Genomic DNA, 18,944 nt, shown 5'->3' with positions numbered 1-18,944 from the left:
GTTGCTCGATAGTTTGTCCGGTTCGATCAAATACCAAGTGACGCTTGGCGGTTTTTCCCTGATCTATAGGAGTCGATGATCTCAGCGACAACAGCTGCGATTTTTCTAGCAAGAAGCGGCGGGACGGCGTTTCCGATTTGTGTGTACTGCTGTGTTCTATTACCCTCGAAGAAGTAATTGTCAGGGAAAGTCTGCAGTCGTGCGGCTTCGCGAACAGTCAAGCTGCGGCACTGACTTGGATCCGGGTGAATGTAGTAATGGCCATCTTTAGCTATGTGGGCGACGACAGTGGTTGACGGGCCATCTTCCATTTGAACTCTGAAACGATCACTAAAGGGGACGGAGTCAGAAGAAACGTTTTCATGAGCTGGGAGGAGCTGAGCAGGGAATTGATGTATTTTTGGCGAGGTGCCATTCAACTTTGCGTAGCTTGCTGCAAAGATATATCTATGCAGGTCAGAGCGCATATGGCTCCTAGCCTCATGCTGTAGTACCCCTTTCAGTCTAGGGTCGAGGAACCACTCACGTTGCTTTGTATTCATTTCTGGAGCAACTTTCCAAGGTAGGAACCCACCTCCACTAGTTTTCAGCCTCCGTGCGTCTTCAGCAGCACTTTTCATAGTGTCTATTAAATCTCCCCGGCCAGTTTCATAGGATCGGAAAAGCATAGAACTAGCCTCCTCCAAAGTTGAAAGCCAGGCTTCGGGGGAATCTCCTCCCCTTGAAATTTTGCTCCGTATTGGAGGGAGTCCTGATAAAGCCTGCCCAACTGTGAAAACCGTTTTGCTGCGTTCCATTACGAGCTTGTGCGGACGCTCCAATAGAGCAGGACAGTTCGAGGCAACGTCAGAACGAACTCCAAGCAGGATAACCCTGTGTCGAGCCTGCGGAAGACCGTGGCGTTCTGCTTGAATGACAAAGTCATGTGGATCTGGTTTCTCCACATCTTTAGGAACGACCAAGGAGCGGATGTTGTACGAAAGATCGCCACCAGGATTCGAGAGATCCCCGAGAATTTGCTGGAAGATGTTCGAGCCACTGTGCTTCGAGGACAATATGCCTTTCACATTCTCCATGACGAAGATAGTAGGTTTGAACTCGCGAATAATCCTCAGATATTCTTTGTAGAGGAAGTGTTTCTCATCGCTTTCAAACTTCTCTTGGCTCTCGCGTGTCCGACGGGCTCGACCTGCTACAGAGTATGCTTGGCACGGTGGGCCGCCTATAAGAACCCATACATCTGCGCCAATCAGAGCTTCCCTGATCCAGTTGTCGACCTCGTCTGGCGAAATTTTACCAAGCTCTGCAAGCTTAGCTTCTTTCGAGGCCTCCACGGCTTCCGCCGGGATATCCGGATGTTTGAAAAGTTCGTCCCGAGTAATTTCGCCCCGGACGTATTGGTAGTAAGCGTCTGGCGCTTCACCTTTCGGAAAAGCGCGAAACAATGCGCGGAGAGATAAAGTCGCGTGAGCGAGAGGGTCTTTCTCGATCGAGACACGTAGCTGGAACTTACGTACTCCCTTCTCTGGGCCGCCGATTGAAGAGAATCCCTCCCCTAGTCCGCCCGGGCCGGCAAAGAGGTCGATGACCGGGATAGAATCCTTATATTTCATTGATTTAGTCGATGCGCCTAAGACGAAAGTAGAAAAGCGCACTGTCGCGCTCAGGTGATTGCGGCCTAGAAGTGGCAGGCCCTTTGCTTGATAAATGGTAACGGTTCACTAGGTACCGGGCAAGAAATGAACTTTAAGGAGAGGTGCCGAGTTCCACCGAATTTAGGTATGTGCCAAGGCTTTCGGTCCATTTCATTTTTTTAGCAAAGGCCTCACCGGTCGGGTTTCATAATAGTTGGAGTTTTGAGTGGCCGTTGAGGCGGAAACTGCTGTGAGTGTTGTAGGAATTTTCCAAGTGTGAGGAGGAAGTGAATATCCATGAGCGAATAAAAAGCCCCGATGAGATCGGGGCTTTTGCTTTTTCAATTTGCCGATACAGACAGCAATCGTCAAATCGCGGCGAGCTCGGAAATCAATCCCAGCTCAACGCCCCACCCGTCTGATACTCAATAACCCGCGTCTCAAAGAAATTCTTCTCTTTCTTCAAGTCCATAATCTCGCTCATCCAAGGGAACGGGTTCGTAGTCCCCGGATACTCTTCTTTAAGACCAATCTGCGAAAGACGACGGTTAGCAATAAACTTGAGGTAGTCCTCCATCATCGCCGCATTCATCCCCAACACCCCACGAGGCATGGTGTCACGCGCATATTCGATCTCGAGCTGAGTGCCTTGCAAGATCATCTGCGAAGCCTCTTCCTTCATTTCAGCATCCCACAAGTGCGGGTTTTCGATTTTGATCTGGTTGATCACGTCGATGCCGAAGTTCAGGTGCATGGATTCGTCGCGCAGGATGTATTGGAACTGCTCGGCGACGCCGGTCATTTTGTTGCGGCGGCCCATGGAGAGGATTTGGGTGAAGCCGCAATAGAAGAAGATGCCTTCCAGAACGCAGTAGTAGGCGATCAGGTTGCGCAGCAACTCTTTGTCGGTGTCGACGGTGCCGGTTTCGAACTTCGGATCGGAGATCGAACGGGTGTATTTGAGGCCCCAGGTGGCTTTTTTCGCGACCGATGGGATCTCGTGGTACATGTTGAAGATTTCGCCTTCATCCATGGCCAGCGATTCGATGCAGTACTGGTAGGCGTGGGTGTGGATCGCTTCTTCGAAGGCCTGGCGCAGGATGTACTGGCGGCACTCCGGGTTGGTGATCAGGCGGTACACGGCCAGGACCAGGTTGTTGGCAACCAGGGAGTCGGCGGTGGAGAAGAAGCCGAGGTTGCGCATGACGATGCGGCGTTCGTCGTCGGTCAGGCCTTCCGGGTCTTTCCAGAGGGCGATGTCGGCGGTCATGTTGACTTCTTGCGGCATCCAGTGGTTTGCGCAACCGTCCAGATACTTCTGCCAGGCCCAGTCGTACTTGAAGGGGACGAGTTGGTTGAGGTCGGCGCGGCAGTTGATCATGCGCTTTTCGTCGACGGCGACACGGGCGGAGGCGCCTTCGAGTTCGGCGAGGCCTTCGGCGATGTCGAGGTTGTCGAGGGCAGCCTTGGCGCGAGCGATGGCGGCGGAGTCGGACGCGGTGACAGCGCGAGCTTCCTGAGCAGCAACACCACCGGCGGTGTCGAGGCGGTCCATGTTGGCTTCAGTCGCGTGGCCGGCGTTGGCGCCTTTAACCACGGTCTCGCCGCTGTCTTCTTTGTCGAATTCGTCCCAGCTCAGCATGACGTGTCGTCTCCTGCGTGAGGGTCAGATGCGCGTGTGATGGTGTGTCACACGTTCGTTCTGACCGCGTTGGATCTTAAGGAATCGTTTTTTGCACCAACCAAGGCAGGCAAATAACAGAATTTTGTACGGGGTTCCGAGAGCCACTAATGGGCGCAGGCTGCGTAGTACGCTGCTGCGGGGCTTCAGACTGGCTTTCGTCCCTGTAAGGGAATATTGCAGGCCCGTTTAAGGCGGCATTATAAGGAAATTTTGGTCGGCGTGGTGCGACGAATCGGCTCATCGAAGGGCCGAGAGGGAAGGTTTTTCGAGCAAACCGAGGGAATACAGGGCTTTGGCCACTGAAGATTTTTTTTCGGTTATTTTGACGCAAGATCAGATTTGTACAAAAAACACTCAAAAACGGCGTTTTTCACTACATCTTGTGTTTAGAAGCGGTTTTGGTTGACTCAAAACACAACGGAGCCCGACCGGAGTCGGGCTGGAATCGGCCTTCAGCGACAGGCTGAAATGGCCTGATCTGGGGGCAGTTTCGATCAGCCACTGGAGCAGCCGTTGCCCATGATGCTGTAGCGCAGAATGTGGCGTTGACCTTTGGAGTCGTCGTACTCCATTTTCATCGGAACAACTTCGCACACATTGGGGATTTCACTCATGGAGATAACTTTGGCGATGTCGAGGTGGGTGGAGTAAGTGTATTCCTCGATGACCGGTTGTTGCTGTGCGACATCAGTCGGGACCTCGTCTGCCATGGCGGTTGCGCACAGGCTGGAGAGGGCCAGAACTAATAAAGCTTTCATTGCAGTTTTACCTTTTAGAGGTCGAGTGGGGTCACGCAACCTTTTTGGGGTTGCGTGTGGAACTTGATGACGGGTGTTGTTGATTAACTGCCTTCGTGGGGGCTGCAACTGGGTTAATCAGGGTTTGCCGTGTTGGCGAGGCGAATTTTAGGCGTGGAGGTTGCGTTCATATAGGTGGCGATTTGATAAACACCTTTGACAAATTTCGTAACAATCACCCAGAGGTTGCATGTCCGCGTCCTCTGTAGGAGCTGCCGAAGGCTGCGATCTTTTGATTCTAAAATCGCCAAAAGTCAAAAGATCGCAGCCTTCGGCAGCTCCTACCTGAGAGCGGAGATAAGCGGGATTGAGCGTGTTTTCAGGTATTCACGACATTTTGTAGGGGCTTGTTACTACCATCGTCGAATGGTTCTATAGCCCCGGCCCGGCTACAACGGAGTCATACAAAAACAACTATTCCACCGAGGTAAGAAAGATGAGTGCGGCTTCTCTGTATCCCGTTCGTCCCGAGGTAGCAGCCAACACGCTGACCGACGAGGCAACCTACAAAGCCATGTACCAGCAGTCGGTCGTCAACCCTGACGGCTTCTGGCGCGAGCAAGCCAAGCGCCTCGACTGGATCAAGCCTTTCACCACGGTGAAACAGACCTCATTCGACGATCACCATGTCGACATCAAATGGTTCGCCGACGGCACCCTGAACGTTTCCTACAACTGCCTCGACCGTCATCTGGCCGAGCGCGGCGATCAAGTCGCAATCATTTGGGAAGGGGATGACCCCGCCGAAAGCCGTAACATCACCTACCGCGAGCTGCACGAACAAGTCTGCAAGTTCGCTAACGCCCTGCGCGGCCAGGATGTGCACCGCGGCGACGTGGTGACTATCTACATGCCGATGATCCCCGAAGCCGTGGTCGCCATGCTGGCCTGCACCCGGATCGGCGCGATTCACTCGGTGGTGTTCGGTGGTTTCTCGCCGGAAGCGCTGGCCGGTCGCATCATCGACTGCAAATCCAAAGTGGTGATCACCGCGGACGAAGGCATTCGTGCCGGCAAGAAAATCCCGCTCAAGTCCAACGTCGACGACGCGCTGACCAACCCGGAAACCAGCAGCATTCAGAAGGTCATCGTGTGCAAGCGCACCGGTGGCAACATCAAGTGGAACCAGCATCGCGACATCTGGTACGAAGACCTGATGAAAGTGGCGGGCAGTGTTTGCGCGCCGAAAGAGATGGGCGCCGAAGAAGCGCTGTTCATCCTTTACACCTCCGGTTCCACCGGCAAGCCTAAAGGCGTGCAGCACACCACCGGCGGTTACCTGCTTTATGCGGCGATGACCCACGAGCGCGTGTTCGACTATCGCCCGGGCGAAGTCTACTGGTGCACCGCCGACGTCGGCTGGGTCACCGGCCACACCTACATTGTCTACGGCCCGCTGGCCAACGGCGCGACCACCGTGCTGTTCGAAGGCGTGCCGAACTATCCGGACATCACCCGGGTGGCGAAGATCGTCGACAAGCACAAGGTCAACATCCTCTACACCGCGCCGACCGCGATCCGCGCGATGATGGCGTCGGGCAAAGCTGCGGTTGAAGGCGCTGACGGCAGCAGCCTGCGTCTGCTCGGTTCGGTCGGTGAGCCGATCAACCCGGAAGCGTGGGACTGGTACTACAAGAACGTCGGTCAATCCCGTTGCCCGATCGTCGATACCTGGTGGCAGACCGAAACCGGCGGCAACATGATGAGCCCGCTGCCTGGCGCTCACGGCCTCAAGCCGGGCTCTGCGGCACGCCCGTTCTTCGGCGTGGTGCCGGCACTGGTGGATAACCTGGGCAACATCCTCGAAGGCGTTACCGAGGGCAACCTGGTGATTCTCGATTCGTGGCCAGGCCAGGCGCGCACGCTGTATGGCGACCATGACCGTTTCGTCGACACTTACTTCAAGACCTTCCGTGGCATGTACTTCACCGGTGACGGTGCGCGTCGTGACGAGGATGGCTATTACTGGATCACCGGTCGCGTGGATGACGTGCTTAACGTGTCCGGCCACCGCATGGGCACTGCCGAGATCGAAAGCGCGATGGTTGCGCACCCGAAAGTCGCCGAGGCGGCCGTGGTCGGTGTGCCGCACGACATCAAGGGGCAGGGCATTTATGTCTATGTCACCTTGATTGGCGGCGAAGAGCCGAGCGAGCAGCTGCGTATCGAGTTGAAAAACTGGGTGCGTAAAGAGATCGGTCCGATTGCTTCGCCGGACGTGATTCAGTGGGCGCCGGGGCTGCCGAAAACCCGTTCGGGCAAGATCATGCGCCGGATTCTGCGCAAGATTGCGACAGCGGAATACGATGGCCTGGGGGATATTTCGACCTTGGCGGATCCGGGTGTGGTGCAGCATTTGATTGATACGCACAAGACGATGAATGTTGCGTAAGTAGCGTTTGGCGTTTTTGAAGCCCTGCCAGGTGATGAGTCTGGTGGGGCTTTTTGTTGTTGAGGATCAAAGGATCGCAGCCTTCGGCAGCTCCTACAGAGAAATGCGTTCGGCGTAGGAGCTGCCGAAGGCTGCGATCTTTCGCTCAACCAATAATTATCGGCTTCATCCGTAGGCCCTTTCCCACTGTTACCCGCGACAGTTCAAGTAACTGAATGTGTAACCGCCCGCGCCGATACGGGGCGATGGGAAACGCCAGCCCCCGCATTCACGCAGCAATGCACCCCGCCAGAAATAAGAAGCAACGCCAAGCTTGCCGGATTAGAAGGCTTTGCCAATAATAGGCCCGCAATTTGCAGCATAGATCGGTTCACTGTCTTTTGCTCTTGCACGAAATTGCAAGGCTGTCAACGTGCTCAATCGGCTTTCTCGGTGCTTCTGTAATTTGTTGTCGCATTGAAGAAATATCGACTTCGGGCCTGTCGTTAGAATGCCGATCACTCGCTCGTCGTTGTCCGTGTTGAAATCAACACGCGATTCCTGTGACGCAGCACTGTTTACCGGTTGTACTCATTCGCATATTGGGCTGTCGCTCACTCTGCCGTTTTAGCCCTTTACCGATGGAGTCCCAAGATGAAGAAACTCGTGCTGCTTGGCGCCCTGGCACTGTCCGTGCTGTCCCTGCCAACCTTCGCCGACGACAAGCCTGTAAAAATCGGTATCGAAGCGGCGTACCCTCCGTTCGCGTCCAAAGCACCGGATGGCAGCATCGTTGGTTTCGACTACGACATCGGCAACGCCCTGTGTGAAGAGATGAAGGTCAAGTGCGTGTGGGTCGAGCAAGAGTTCGACGGTCTGATCCCTGCACTCAAAGTGCGCAAGATCGACGCCATTCTGTCGTCCATGTCGATCACTGAAGACCGCAAGAAGTCCGTGGACTTTACCAACAAGTACTACAACACCCCGGCGCGCCTGGTCATGAAGGCCGGCACTCAAGTCAGCGAAGGCCTGGCCGAGCTCAAGGGCAAAAACATCGGCGTGCAACGTGGTTCGATCCACGAGCGTTTCGCCCGCGAAGTCCTGGCCCCGCTGGGTGCCGAGATCAAGCCGTACGGCTCGCAGAACGAAATTTACCTCGACGTGGCTGCCGGTCGCCTCGACGGCACCGTGGCAGACGCTACGCTGCTGGATGACGGTTTCCTGAAAACCGACGCCGGCAAAGGTTTTGCTTTCGTTGGCCCGGCCTTCACCGACGTCAAATACTTCGGCGACGGCGTGGGTATCGCAGTGCGCAAGGGCGACGCGCTGAAAGACAAGATCAACACCGCGATCACTGCGATTCGCGAGAACGGCAAATACAAGCAAATCCAGGACAAGTACTTCGCCTTCGATATCTACGGCAAGTAACACGTCCGGCGACAAGTCCGAAATGGCGCAAGCAACAGGATCTCTGAGGTTTGCGCCATTTTTTCATCCCAACATTCGAGGACCTGAATCATGTTGAAAGGCTACGGGGCTGTCATCCTCGATGGCGCATGGCTGACGCTTCAGCTCGCCTTGTCGTCCATGGCCCTGGCCATCGTTCTGGGGCTGATCGGCGTTGCGCTGCGTCTGTCGCCGGTGCGTTGGCTGGCCTGGCTGGGCGACCTGTATTCCACGGTCATTCGCGGGATTCCCGATCTGGTGCTGATCCTGCTGATTTTCTACGGTGGTCAGGACTTGCTCAACCGCGTCGCTCCGATGCTCGGTTATGACGATTACATCGACCTGAACCCGTTGGTCGCCGGTATCGGCACCCTCGGTTTCATCTTCGGTGCGTACCTGTCGGAAACCTTTCGTGGCGCGTTCATGGCGATCCCCAAAGGTCAGGCAGAAGCCGGCATGGCCTACGGCATGAGCAGTTTTCAGGTGTTCTTCCGGGTGTTGGTGCCGCAGATGATCCGTCTGGCGATTCCGGGCTTCACCAACAACTGGCTGGTGTTGACCAAGGCCACCGCGCTGATTTCGGTGGTGGGTCTGCAAGACATGATGTTCAAGGCCAAGCAGGCGGCCGATGCCACCCGCGAGCCTTTCACCTTCTTCCTCGCAGTGGCGGCGATGTACCTGGTGATCACCAGCGTCTCGTTGCTGGCATTGCGTCACCTTGAGAAGCGCTACTCGGTAGGCGTAAGGGCGGCTGATCTATGATCTTCGACTACAACGTCATCTGGGAGGCCTTGCCGCTGTACTTCGGCGGTTTGCTGACCACCCTCAAATTGCTCGCGCTGTCGCTGTTTTTCGGTCTGCTGGCGGCCCTGCCACTGGGGCTGATGCGCGTCTCGAAGAATGCCGCCGTCAACCTGTCGGCCTGGCTGTTCACCTACGTGATTCGCGGCACGCCGATGCTGGTGCAGCTGTTTTTGATCTACTACGGGCTGGCGCAATTCGAAGCCGTGCGTGAGAGCATTTTCTGGCCGTGGCTGTCCAGCGCGACGTTCTGCGCATGCCTGGCGTTCGCGATCAACACCAGCGCCTACACTGCGGAAATCATCGCCGGCAGCCTGCGGGCGACGCCGAACGGCGAGATCGAAGCGGCCAAGGCCATGGGCATGTCGCGCTTCAAGATGTACAAGCGGATTCTGTTGCCATCGGCCCTGCGCCGGGCGCTGCCGCAGTACAGCAACGAAGTGATCATGATGCTGCAGACTACCAGTCTGGCGTCCATCGTGACCCTGATCGATATCACCGGCGCCGCGCGCACGGTCAACGCCCAGTACTATTTGCCGTTCGAGGCGTACATCACGGCGGGTGTGTTTTACCTGTGCCTGACTTTCATTCTGGTCAAGCTGTTCAAACTGGCCGAGCGCCGCTGGCTGGGCTATCTCGCCCCGCGGAAGCACTGATATGGAACGCATCGATCACGCATTGCCGTGGAGCCACCTGGGCAGCGAACGTCAGGTTTCGGTGTTCCGCTTCGGCACTGGCGAGCGCAAGGCCTACATTCAGGCCAGCCTGCACGCCGATGAATTGCCGGGAATGCGCACCGCCTGGGAGCTGAAAAAGCGCCTGACCGAGCTCGAAGCCCAAGGCTTGCTCAACGGCGTGATTGAATTGGTGCCCGTGGCCAATCCACTGGGCCTCGGCCAATTGCTGCAAGGCAATCACCAAGGGCGTTTCGAGGCGGGCAGCGGCAAGAATTTCAACCGTGATTTCGTCGAGCTGAGCGCGCCAGTGGCCGCTGCGCTGGAAGGGCATCTGGGCGATGATCCGCACGCCAACATCCGCTTGATCCGCCAGGCCATGAGCGATGCTCTGGCGGCATTGCCACCGGCCGAGAGCCAGTTGCAAGGCATGCAGCGCGTGTTGCTCAGCCATGCCTGCACCGCCGATGTCGTCCTCGATTTGCACTGCGATTGCGAAGCCGCGCTGCACATGTACGCCTTGCCGCAACACTGGCCGCAATGGCGTTCGCTCGCCGCGCACCTGGACGTGAAAGTCGGATTGTTGGCGGAAGATTCCGGCGGCAGTTCGTTTGACGAAGCCTGCTCGCTGCCGTGGCTGCGGTTGTCGCGTCAGTTCCCGGACGCGCAGATTCCACTGGCCTGTCTGGCGACTACCATTGAATTAGGCGGCCAGTCCGATACCGGTCGCGCGGAAGCCGAGGCGTACGCCGAAGGCATTCTGGCGTTTCTCGCTGAGCAGGGTCTGATCAGCGGCGAATGGCCTGCACCTGCGCAGGACGCCTGCGAAGGCATGCCGTTCGAAGGCACCGAAATGCTGTACGCACCACATCCTGGTGTGGTGAGTTTTCTGCGTAAACCCGGTGAATGGATCGAGGCCGGCGAAGAGATTTTCGAAGTGATCGATCCGCTGGCGGATCGGGTCAGCACGGTGTGTGCTGGTACGTCCGGGGTGCTGTTTGCCATTGAACGGCTGCGTTACGCCCAACCCGGTTTCTGGCTGGCCAAGGTGGCGGGGCGCGAAGCGCTGCGTCACGGGCGCTTGCTCAACGACTGACTGACTGTTTTTGTGAGAACCGACCGCATGTACAAACTTGAAGTCCAAGACCTGCATAAACGCTATGGCAGTCATGAAGTGCTCAAGGGCGTGTCCCTGAAAGCGGCGGCTGGCGATGTGATCAGCATCATCGGCTCCAGTGGCTCCGGCAAAAGTACTTTCCTGCGCTGCATCAACCTGCTGGAGCAGCCGCACGCCGGCAGGATTCTGCTCAACAACGAAGAGCTGAAACTGGTGGCCAACAAGGAAGGAGCCCTGAAGGCCGCCGACCCGAAGCAGCTGCAACGCATGCGTTCGCGTCTGTCGATGGTGTTTCAGCATTTCAACCTGTGGTCGCACATGACCGCGCTGGAAAACATCATGGAAGCGCCGGTCCACGTGCTCGGCATGTCCAAGGCTGAAGCCCGCGAGAAGGCCGAGCACTACCTGAACAAGGTCGGCGTGGCGCATCGCAAGGACGCATACCCGGGCCACATGTCCGGCGGCGAGCAACAGCGCGTGGCGATTGCCCGTGCGCTGGCGATGGAACCCGAGGTGATGCTGTTCGACGAACCGACCTCGGCACTCGACCCGGAACTGGTCGGCGACGTGCTGAAAGTCATGCAGGCCCTGGCTCAGGAAGGCCGGACCATGGTGGTGGTAACGCACGAAATGGGCTTCGCCCGTGAAGTGTCCAACCAGCTGGTATTCCTGCACAAAGGTGTCGTCGAAGAAAGCGGTAACCCGCGTGAGGTGCTGGTCAATCCACAGTCCGAACGCCTGCAACAATTCCTCTCGGGCAGCCTGAAGTAATCAGGACTGCCGTTGCGCACCGGGATGGTGCATGCTTCGCAGCCCAAAGGCTGGCGCCGATCCCTGTAGGAGCTGCCGAAGGCTGCGATCTTTTGACCTTGATTTTTCAAATCAAAAGATCGCAGCCTCGTTTCACTCGACAGCTCCTACAGGAGGGACGACAAGCCAGCTTGCACATTTAGATCTCTGCTGGTTTCAGGATTTACGTTGATTTACGGGCTAGCATTGGCCCATGCCTTCATCACTGTTTTCGTTTCGGATTGCCCACCATGACTGCCCATCGAATTGGTTTCCTGATTTGGCCCAGCACTAAAGCACTGACGCTTGCGCTGGCTGAGGAGGCCTTGCGTGTTGCTCAGCGTGTGCATCCGGACGTGGTTTACGAACTGTCGTTCTTGCAGGCCGAACCGCCGACCGAAGGCGCCTGGCAATTGCCGGGTGAGCCGTGGGCCGGCAAGCTCGAAAACTTCCAGAAACTGTTCCTGCTCGCCGATGAGCCGCCGACTGCACTCGCGCCGGCACTCAGCAGTTCGCTCAAGCAACTGGTGCGCGCCGGTTGTGTGATTGGCGGTTTGTCGGCGGGTGTTTACCCATTGGCGCAACTCGGTTTGCTCGACGGTTATCGCGCTGCCGTGCACTGGCGCTGGCAGGACGATTTCGCCGAGCGCTTCCCGAAGGTCATTGCCACCAGCCATCTGTTCGACTGGGATCGCGATCGTCTGACGGCGTGCGGCGGCCTGTCAGTGCTGGATTTGCTGTTGGCCGTGCTGGCCCGTGATCACGGCGCCGAACTGGCTGGCGCCGTGTCCGAAGAACTGGTGGTCGAGCGCATCCGCGAAGGTGGCGAGCGCCAGCGCATTCCACTGCAAAACCGCTTGGGCTCCAGCCATCCGAAGCTCACCCAGGCGGTGCTGCTGATGGAAGCCAACATCGAAGAGCCGCTGACCACCGACGAAATCGCCCAGCACGTGTGCGTGTCCCGTCGGCAGCTGGAGCGAATCTTCAAGCAATACCTCAACCGTGTGCCGAGCCAGTACTACCTGGAACTGCGCCTGAACAAGGCCCGGCAGATGTTGATGCAAACCAGCAAGTCGATCATCCAGATCGGCCTGTCGTGCGGCTTCTCTTCAGGGCCGCATTTCTCCAGCGCCTACCGCAATTTCTTCGGCGCCACGCCGCGGGAAGATCGCAACCAGCGGCGCAGCAGTAGCCCGTTCGAATTGTCGTCAGTGCCCTCCGAGCGCGGCTGATTTACTCCTCCAACTCGGAGCCTTCAGAGGTGGAAATATCCATTTCCCCTCGATTGATTACCTCCTCCACCCCAAAGTCCACGCGGGTGCGTTCGTAGTAGTTGATCAGCTGTTCCAGGCTTTGCGCAGACAACGGATTGCCTCGCAGGGTGATGTTTTCCGCCGTTTCCACCGGCAGTTCCATCAGGTCGCTGGGGATTTCCCGGATGGCATTCATGCTCAAGTCGGCCCAGTCCAGTTCCTCCAGTTGCAGCAGCCCGGGTGGGATGTCGGTGATGCCGGTGTCGTTGAGCAGAACCGTGGACAGATCCGGCATCTGCCTCAAGTCAGGGGTATGGCCGAGTGGGTTGTAGCCCAGATCGAGGTAGTCGAGGTGTTCCATGCCGGCCAACGCGTTGGCTGACTCCGCGGACAAGCTGATGCGGCATTGGGGCAGTTTCAGTGCCCGCAGACGACCCATCTTGAACACCGCGTCCGGCAAGTCGCCCAGATTAACCTCGCGCAAGCGCAGGGTTTGCAGGTTGGGGAAAGATTGCAGGAATTGCCCAATGCGGGTCGCACCGTTCACACCTTGCAGGTCAAGCGTGGAGACGTGGCTAAAATCGGCGTTGAGGGCAGGCAGTTCTCCATTGATCGGTTCAGTGATGAACAGTTCGAAGGTGGGCTCAAGCGAATCATTGAAATCATCCAGCTCGGACTCATGACGCCAGCAGCGCTCCAGCGCTTGCTTGAATTCGTCGCGGTTGGCGTGCTCGATGAACAATTGCTCGGCGGTAAACGGCTCATCGGTTAACGGGTGCCGGGCCGGCACGTCAGCCGTCCAGGCGGCGAGGTCGTCGCTCAACTGCGTGAGTTCTGCTTCAAGCTTTGCCAGTTCGGCGCGGCCTTCGGCCAATGTGCCGGGCAGCTCGTAGACGAACTCGCTCGCCTGTTCGATTTCCAGATTGGGGTACAACGCGTTGACGCGTTGAATGTCCGCTACGGGCGCCATCACATCCATATCGTACGAAGTCTCGAAGTAATTTTGCTTGATCAGGTTGCGTGCCTGTTCGTTGAGTGGGTTGTCAGCCAGATGCACCCCGCGCTTTTCATACACCGGGCTCTCGAACAGTTCGGCAGGCAACTCGGTGAGGTTGTTGTTCATCAACAAGAGTGTGTTGAGACGTGTGCTTTGCAGGGCACCGCCGGGGATGCCGGTCAGCCCGGTTTCGCTCAGGTCCAGATGAGTGAGCTCGGGCATTGACTCGATTTGAGGCACACCTTCGATGGGATTCTTGTAGAGATCGAGCACCCTCAGCTTTGTTATCGATGACAGCTTTGTCCAGGCGACGGCGTCGATCCTGGTGGCGCAGTCGCTCAGTACCAGCGCTTCAAGATCGGCCATTTGCCCGATGGCGTCTGGCAGCGAATTCAGGGAAAAGCGGCGTAGCTCCAATCGATGAAGGCCGCTGAATTGCTGAAGAAAACCGGGTACTCCTTGCGCCGCATGGTTGCCTTCAAGTGCCAGCAGCGAAACATGGCTGAAGTCCGCCGTCAGGTTCGGCAGATCGCCGGGCACAGGTTCGGCGAACCGCAGCACATAACGTTCGGCGCCCTCCGGCACATCGAAATCGCGGTCGGACTGGCGTCGCCACGCTCGCTGGATCTCCTGGGCCAGTAATCGGCGATTGTTGCGTGTTCCCTGCAGTTCCAGATCGTTGAGCGCCAGCCCGGTGTCGGGGCTGACCGTGGGTGCATCGTCGACCCAGCGGGCCAGGTCCTGATGCAACTGATCGAGTTCGCGGGCCAGACGTGTGAGTTCTGTTCGCGGGCCATCGGGGTGGCGTTGAAGATCGGAAATGATGGAACGCCGCTCCTCCGCGCTCAAACCGGGGTAAACCTCGCGAACACGGTCATCAAACGTCGGTGTCTTGCCATGATTTCGGCGATAACCGTCGGTGCCACCGGGCAAACGCATGGTGGTCGGATCGTAGAAGGGTTTTCGATGGGGGTTTTTGGCAAACAGCGTGCGCAATCCCGGTTGTTTGATCGCCTGTTGGGCAATCTGCTGTTTGAACGCTTTGGCTTCCGCGACGGAACCCCCCAGCGCCGTGCGCTCGGACTCCGGCAGCGCCTGAAGCACGGCGTGATAGAAGTCAGTGGCGGGCGCGCGGTCCCCATACACCTGATAAGTGCCGTCATCGGCGTGAACCAGAGTCTTGAGCAAAGGCGCGTCGCTCGGCCCAACGCTGTCGCGCAATAATCCGGTTTCGGAAAACTCCCTGACCTCGATGCGCACTCGGGCTGACCAGCCGGGCATCGATTCCAGGCTGTGCAACGCCAGGCGGTGAGTGTCCGCGGTGTCCATGCCGTCGAAATAGAAACCTTCATACGCCCTGGCGACGCGTACCGCTTCCATGGCTTTGACGGCCACATCTTTCAGGCGCTGCACCATGCGCCCGTCATGCAGTTGCGTCAGCTCGGTGCCGGACGCGTTGTCCACCAGCTCTTGCGCGATGTCGGTGGGCAAGCCTGGCACTTCCCCTTGCAACAGCTGAACCTGACGATCTTCGGTTTTCTCAAGTTCGCGGTAGCGCGATTCGAACAGCGACAGGCGCTGGTTCACAGCTTGATAGTGATCGGGGTGGGCGGGCTGGCCGGTCAACGCTTGAATATCACGATCGATTTTGTAGCGCTTGATCGTGTCCGTCAGCAACGAAGGCGGGCGCTGGTACTCGACGTGGGTCTCGCGCAGCACATTATCGTGGAAGCCGCTGATGCGCAGGATTTGCTCGCGCTCGGCACTGCTGAACGATTCGACACTGTGCCCCAGGCGCCGCATCACGGTTTCCCGGTCCCAGGTCAACGGTCGATCCAGCGCCGTTTGCCAGGCGCCGTGATGGTTGTGCCGCAGCGACGGTTGATAGGCGTCGGGGCGCTCGGGATGCTCGATCTGATAACGATTGGATTCGCCACTGGATTTGACGGCGTAGAGCTGGTCCTCCAGGCGCAGCAACGTTTTGCCGTCATGCCGATACAGGCCGAGTTGATCGGGGCGGGCGCTGTTCGGTAAATCGACAGACTGCGCGTAAGGCGCGAGATCCTGTTTCCAGTAGCGGGTTTTGCCGCCACCAGTGTCGACCGGTTTGAGTGAGGAAAACAGGGTCACGGCTTCGCTGGACATCAAGCGACTGAACGCACCCGCCGCCAAGGCACCGCCCACCGCGAACGTGCCGAGTTGCGCCACGGATTCAAGCAGCGTGATCAAGTGCCCGAACGCCTCGGCCTTCAGGCCCTCGGCCCAGTCGACGATGCCTTCGAACACCTCGTCGAGGAGTTGCCAGGCCATGTAGGCCAGCATCAGCTCGCCCAGAAACGGCACGAAGGGCAGGGCGACGAACGCGGCGATTTCGAGAATCGTGGTCGCGACTTTGCTGAAGGCATCCCATCGCGCCCAACGGGCAGCACGGTCGGCGTTCGCGGTGGAGACGGCCAGGGTCCGGGCGTCATTGAGGACCTTGTTCACTTGCCGTTGGTAAAGGTGAGTCCACAGACCGGTTTGGATCGGCGTCACCGAAAACTGCAGGTTGGGTTTGTCGATGGGGGTGTCGCGCCAGCTCGGCAACGGATCACCGTACGGTCGCTCATGCCAGGTGACGCTGCTCAGGCGCCGACTCAGGTCGGCAAAAAAATGTCCGCGTTCCTGATGCTCGACAAATCGACTGAAAAACGCCTGGTAAGCCGGGGAGCGCAGCTTGCGGGTCAGGTCTTTCATGAAGGCCGGCGAGTCGGGATAGTGTTTGAGTGGATGCTCCGGATCATCGGGAATGTAGACGACGATCCGCGATGCCCGCCGCGACCGTTCAAGGTGGGGGGCGAACACCACGATGCCGGTCAGGGTTGAGGACATCATCGTCAGGTCATGACAGTGAAGCGGTTGGTGATCCAGCTGCACGTCGACGCGACCTTCCAGTAATTGCTGAATCGCCTGCCAGGCGTCGGTCGGCACGTCTTGCCGGGTATGAGCCAGTTGCAGGGCGGCGCGAAGGGCGGCTTTGTGCGTGCTGATGACGTTCGATTCCAGTACCGCGCCGACCACCGATTCGGTCATTCCCAGAAATTCTTTCAGGTAGGCCTCGTATTGGCCGCCGATATCCAGTTCCCGACACAGCCGGGTGAAGTCCTGAATAGACAGTTGGCGCTTAATCGCGGGCAGTGTGTCGAACTGTCCGTTGGGCGAGGGCTGGGTGATGAATGTCGAGGCGGGCTCGTAGGCGTCGGCTTTGGTTTCCGCCTCCTGAAAGTTGTGCAGGGCAGCATCGAGCAGCGATACCGTCCAGGTGCGCGCGGCACCGGATTTAATTGGAAACCAGGGGATGTGCTGCGGGATGTACAGGCGCAGGAAAGTGGTTTTCACATCCAGCTCGAGGGCAAAGCGCGATTTCAGTGCCGCCGTGAGCACTGCTTCGGCAAAGTCTTGGGCGTTTTGCAGTTTCGACAGCCGCGTCTCCAGGTCATTGCGCCGGGTCAGATGCGCCTCGCTGAGTGTTTTCAGTGACTGTTGTTGCTGGGGAGTAGCGCTGGCGTGCCACCCCGGAACCTGCAACGGAGCGCTTTTCAGAGCGCTTCGCGTAGCGGGCGAGGCTTTTAATACCCAGTCGGGCAGGTTGGTGAACGCAGGATGGAAATGCGCGTCCGGCGGAGCATTCAGGTCGAGCTTTTGCTTATTCATTGCGCTAGTCCGTTAGCGATGGGTCGGAGCCCGATCAAAACAGACGATGACGCAGGGCGTGCGGTACATATTTACCGCACCGCTCGACACGCCTGCCTGTAATCTGTGCGCCGGTTTAAACTGCGCCTTTGCGACGCTATTTGTCGCATTGCCGTAAACCCGGCTGAAACCGGGGTTTGCGCTATAAGAAGTTGTCGCTTGGCGGCAAGGCCGGGCTGAAAACTGTCCTTACAATCCTCACCAAGCTCGCCAGTTTCCGGCGAGTGTTCCTCTTCAGGAGACTCCGATGTCCGTTGAGCACGCTGCGGTACAACGCGCCGATTTCGACCAGGTAATGGTTCCCAACTATGCGCCTGCCGCCTTCATTCCAGTGCGTGGCGCCGGTTCCCGCGTCTGGGACCAGTCTGGCCGCGAGCTGATCGACTTCGCCGGCGGGATTGCCGTTAACGTATTGGGCCATGCGCACCCGGCGCTGGTCGGCGCCTTGACCGAACAGGCGAACAAGCTGTGGCACGTGTCCAACGTGTTTACCAATGAGCCGGCCCTGCGCCTGGCGCATAAGCTGATCGACGCGACCTTTGCCGAACGTGCGTTCTTCTGCAACTCCGGCGCCGAAGCCAACGAGGCCGCCTTCAAGCTGGCCCGTCGCGTCGGTTTTGATCGGTTCGGCAGCGAGAAGTACGAGATCATCGCCGCGCTCAACAGCTTCCACGGCCGTACCCTGTTCACCGTGAACGTCGGTGGCCAGTCGAAGTACTCCGACGGCTTCGGTCCGAAAATCACCGGCATCACTCACGTGCCGTTCAACGATCTGGCCGCGCTGAAAGCCGCGATTTCCGACAAGACCTGCGCCGTAGTGCTGGAACCGATTCAGGGCGAAAGCGGTGTAATCCCCGCCGAACTTGAATACCTGCAAGGCGCCCGTGACCTTTGCACCGCGCACAACGCGCTGCTGATTTTCGACGAAGTACAGACCGGTATGGGCCGCAGCGGCAAGCTGTTTGCCTACCAGCACTACGGCGTGGTTCCGGACATCCTGACCAGTGCCAAAAGCCTGGGCGGCGGTTTCCCGATCGCGGCGATGCTGACCACCGAAGACCTGGCCAAACACTTGGTGGTCGGCACCCACGGCACCACGTACGGCGGCAACCCGCTGGCGTGTGCAGTCGCCGAAGCGGTGATCGACGTGGTCAACACCCCTGAAGTGCTCGCCGGCGTCAACGCCAAGCACGACAAGTTCAAGGCGCGCCTGGAGCAGATCGGCGAGAAATACGGCCTGTTCACCCAGGTGCGTGGCATGGGCCTGTTGATCGGTTGCGTGCTCAACGATGCCTGGAAAGGCAAGGCCAAGGACATCTTCAACGCCGCCGAGCGTGAAGGCCTGATGATTCTGCAAGCCGGCCCGGACGTAGTGCGTTTTGCGCCAAGCCTGGTGGTGGAAGACGCGGACATCGACGCCGGTCTGGACCGTTTCGAGCGCGCTGCAGCGAAACTGACACAAGCCTGATAGACCTTCGACGCCTGACCTTTCAGGCGTCGAACAAATTTTTATGTGCCGGACACAAAACCTGTGGGAGCGGGCTTGCCCGCGATGAGGGCCTGACAGCCGACTTCATTGTTATCTGACAGGACGATATCGCGGGCAAGCCCGCTCCCACATGATCCGGGCATTTTTCTTATGAGTATTT

12 protein-coding genes are annotated in these 18,944 nt (G+C 58.1%); 8 read left to right on the top strand and 4 right to left on the bottom strand.

All coding sequences use genetic code 11. The features are described from left to right. Positions 1-26: 26 nt before the first annotated feature. The 3 genes from F8N62_RS03430 to F8N62_RS03420 all read right to left on the bottom strand — a co-directional run bounded on the left by F8N62_RS03430 (position 27) and on the right by F8N62_RS03420 (position 4,076). A complete protein-coding gene (locus F8N62_RS03430; protein WP_150709639.1) occupies positions 27-1,613 on the bottom strand; it encodes a DNA cytosine methyltransferase in 1,587 nt (528 codons plus the stop codon). Positions 1,614-2,025: 412 nt separating this feature from the next. Then, on the bottom strand, positions 2,026-3,276 hold the full coding sequence (locus tag F8N62_RS03425; RefSeq protein WP_150657174.1) for a ribonucleotide-diphosphate reductase subunit beta: 1,251 nt from the start codon (positions 3,274-3,276) through the stop codon (positions 2,026-2,028). 536 nt (positions 3,277-3,812) lie between these two features. After that, complete coding sequence (locus tag F8N62_RS03420; RefSeq protein WP_150709638.1) at positions 3,813-4,076, bottom strand: DUF2790 domain-containing protein; 264 nt, start codon at positions 4,074-4,076, stop codon at positions 3,813-3,815. Between the two features lie 475 nt (positions 4,077-4,551). Between F8N62_RS03420 and acs the strand changes: the two genes are divergently transcribed. From acs to argR, 7 genes are all read left to right on the top strand, one after another. Then, entirely contained in the window at positions 4,552-6,507 is a 1,956-nt protein-coding gene (gene acs, locus F8N62_RS03410; RefSeq protein ID WP_150709636.1) for an acetate--CoA ligase, read from the top strand. Between the two features lie 633 nt (positions 6,508-7,140). Beyond that, entirely contained in the window at positions 7,141-7,914 is a 774-nt protein-coding gene (locus F8N62_RS03405; RefSeq protein ID WP_150709635.1) for an ABC transporter substrate-binding protein, read from the top strand. A gap of 90 nt (positions 7,915-8,004) precedes the next feature. Beyond that, a complete protein-coding gene (locus F8N62_RS03400) occupies positions 8,005-8,694 on the top strand; it encodes an ABC transporter permease (protein ID WP_150639869.1) in 690 nt (229 codons plus the stop codon). Then, entirely contained in the window at positions 8,691-9,389 is a 699-nt protein-coding gene (locus F8N62_RS03395; RefSeq protein ID WP_150709634.1) for an ABC transporter permease, read from the top strand. The genes F8N62_RS03400 and F8N62_RS03395 overlap by 4 nt, the downstream gene beginning before the upstream one ends. Before the next feature lies 1 nt (position 9,390). Next, positions 9,391-10,503 carry a M14 family metallopeptidase gene (locus F8N62_RS03390; RefSeq protein WP_150709633.1) on the top strand — a complete coding sequence of 371 codons (1,113 nt, stop codon included), beginning with the start codon at positions 9,391-9,393 and terminating at the stop codon, positions 10,501-10,503. A gap of 27 nt (positions 10,504-10,530) precedes the next feature. Continuing rightward, positions 10,531-11,295 carry an ABC transporter ATP-binding protein gene (locus F8N62_RS03385; RefSeq protein ID WP_150709632.1) on the top strand — a complete coding sequence of 255 codons (765 nt, stop codon included), beginning with the start codon at positions 10,531-10,533 and terminating at the stop codon, positions 11,293-11,295. A 269-nt stretch (positions 11,296-11,564) separates the two neighbouring features. Next, positions 11,565-12,545: a transcriptional regulator ArgR gene (gene argR / locus F8N62_RS03380; RefSeq protein WP_054044763.1), complete on the top strand. Its 981-nt coding sequence runs from the start codon at positions 11,565-11,567 to the stop codon at positions 12,543-12,545. 1 nt (position 12,546) lies between these two features. Here argR and F8N62_RS03375 read toward each other — a convergent pair whose 3' ends face one another. Then, on the bottom strand, positions 12,547-17,256 hold the full coding sequence (locus F8N62_RS03375) for a dermonecrotic toxin domain-containing protein (RefSeq protein WP_150709631.1): 4,710 nt from the start codon (positions 17,254-17,256) through the stop codon (positions 12,547-12,549). 286 nt (positions 17,257-17,542) lie between these two features. On the opposite strand from F8N62_RS03375, the gene F8N62_RS03370 reads away from it, so the two are divergent. Then, positions 17,543-18,763, top strand: coding sequence for an aspartate aminotransferase family protein (locus tag F8N62_RS03370; RefSeq protein ID WP_150709630.1), 1,221 nt, complete (start codon positions 17,543-17,545; stop codon positions 18,761-18,763). The last annotated feature ends 181 nt before the right edge of the window (positions 18,764-18,944 follow it).

It is taken from the genome of Pseudomonas fluorescens, from assembly GCF_902497785.1.
Lineage (GTDB): Bacteria > Pseudomonadota > Gammaproteobacteria > Pseudomonadales > Pseudomonadaceae > Aquipseudomonas > Aquipseudomonas fluorescens_BO.
This window is presented reverse-complemented; position numbering and strand designations above follow the sequence as displayed.

What these genes read in the sequence shown, in the direction of transcription:
- F8N62_RS03430 (WP_150709639.1), bottom strand. Translation starts at nt 1,613, where the DNA reads ATGAAATATAAGGATTCTATCCCGGTCATCGACCTCTTTGCCGGCCCG.
- F8N62_RS03425 (WP_150657174.1), bottom strand. Translation starts at nt 3,276, where the DNA reads ATGCTGAGCTGGGACGAATTCGACAAAGAAGACAGCGGCGAGACCGTG.
- F8N62_RS03420 (WP_150709638.1), bottom strand. Translation starts at nt 4,076, where the DNA reads ATGAAAGCTTTATTAGTTCTGGCCCTCTCCAGCCTGTGCGCAACCGCC.
- acs (WP_150709636.1), top strand. Translation starts at nt 4,552, where the DNA reads ATGAGTGCGGCTTCTCTGTATCCCGTTCGTCCCGAGGTAGCAGCCAAC.
- F8N62_RS03405 (WP_150709635.1), top strand. Translation starts at nt 7,141, where the DNA reads ATGAAGAAACTCGTGCTGCTTGGCGCCCTGGCACTGTCCGTGCTGTCC.
- F8N62_RS03400 (WP_150639869.1), top strand. Translation starts at nt 8,005, where the DNA reads ATGTTGAAAGGCTACGGGGCTGTCATCCTCGATGGCGCATGGCTGACG.
- F8N62_RS03395 (WP_150709634.1), top strand. Translation starts at nt 8,691, where the DNA reads ATGATCTTCGACTACAACGTCATCTGGGAGGCCTTGCCGCTGTACTTC.
- F8N62_RS03390 (WP_150709633.1), top strand. Translation starts at nt 9,391, where the DNA reads ATGGAACGCATCGATCACGCATTGCCGTGGAGCCACCTGGGCAGCGAA.
- F8N62_RS03385 (WP_150709632.1), top strand. Translation starts at nt 10,531, where the DNA reads ATGTACAAACTTGAAGTCCAAGACCTGCATAAACGCTATGGCAGTCAT.
- argR (WP_054044763.1), top strand. Translation starts at nt 11,565, where the DNA reads ATGACTGCCCATCGAATTGGTTTCCTGATTTGGCCCAGCACTAAAGCA.
- F8N62_RS03375 (WP_150709631.1), bottom strand. Translation starts at nt 17,256, where the DNA reads ATGAATAAGCAAAAGCTCGACCTGAATGCTCCGCCGGACGCGCATTTC.
- F8N62_RS03370 (WP_150709630.1), top strand. Translation starts at nt 17,543, where the DNA reads ATGTCCGTTGAGCACGCTGCGGTACAACGCGCCGATTTCGACCAGGTA.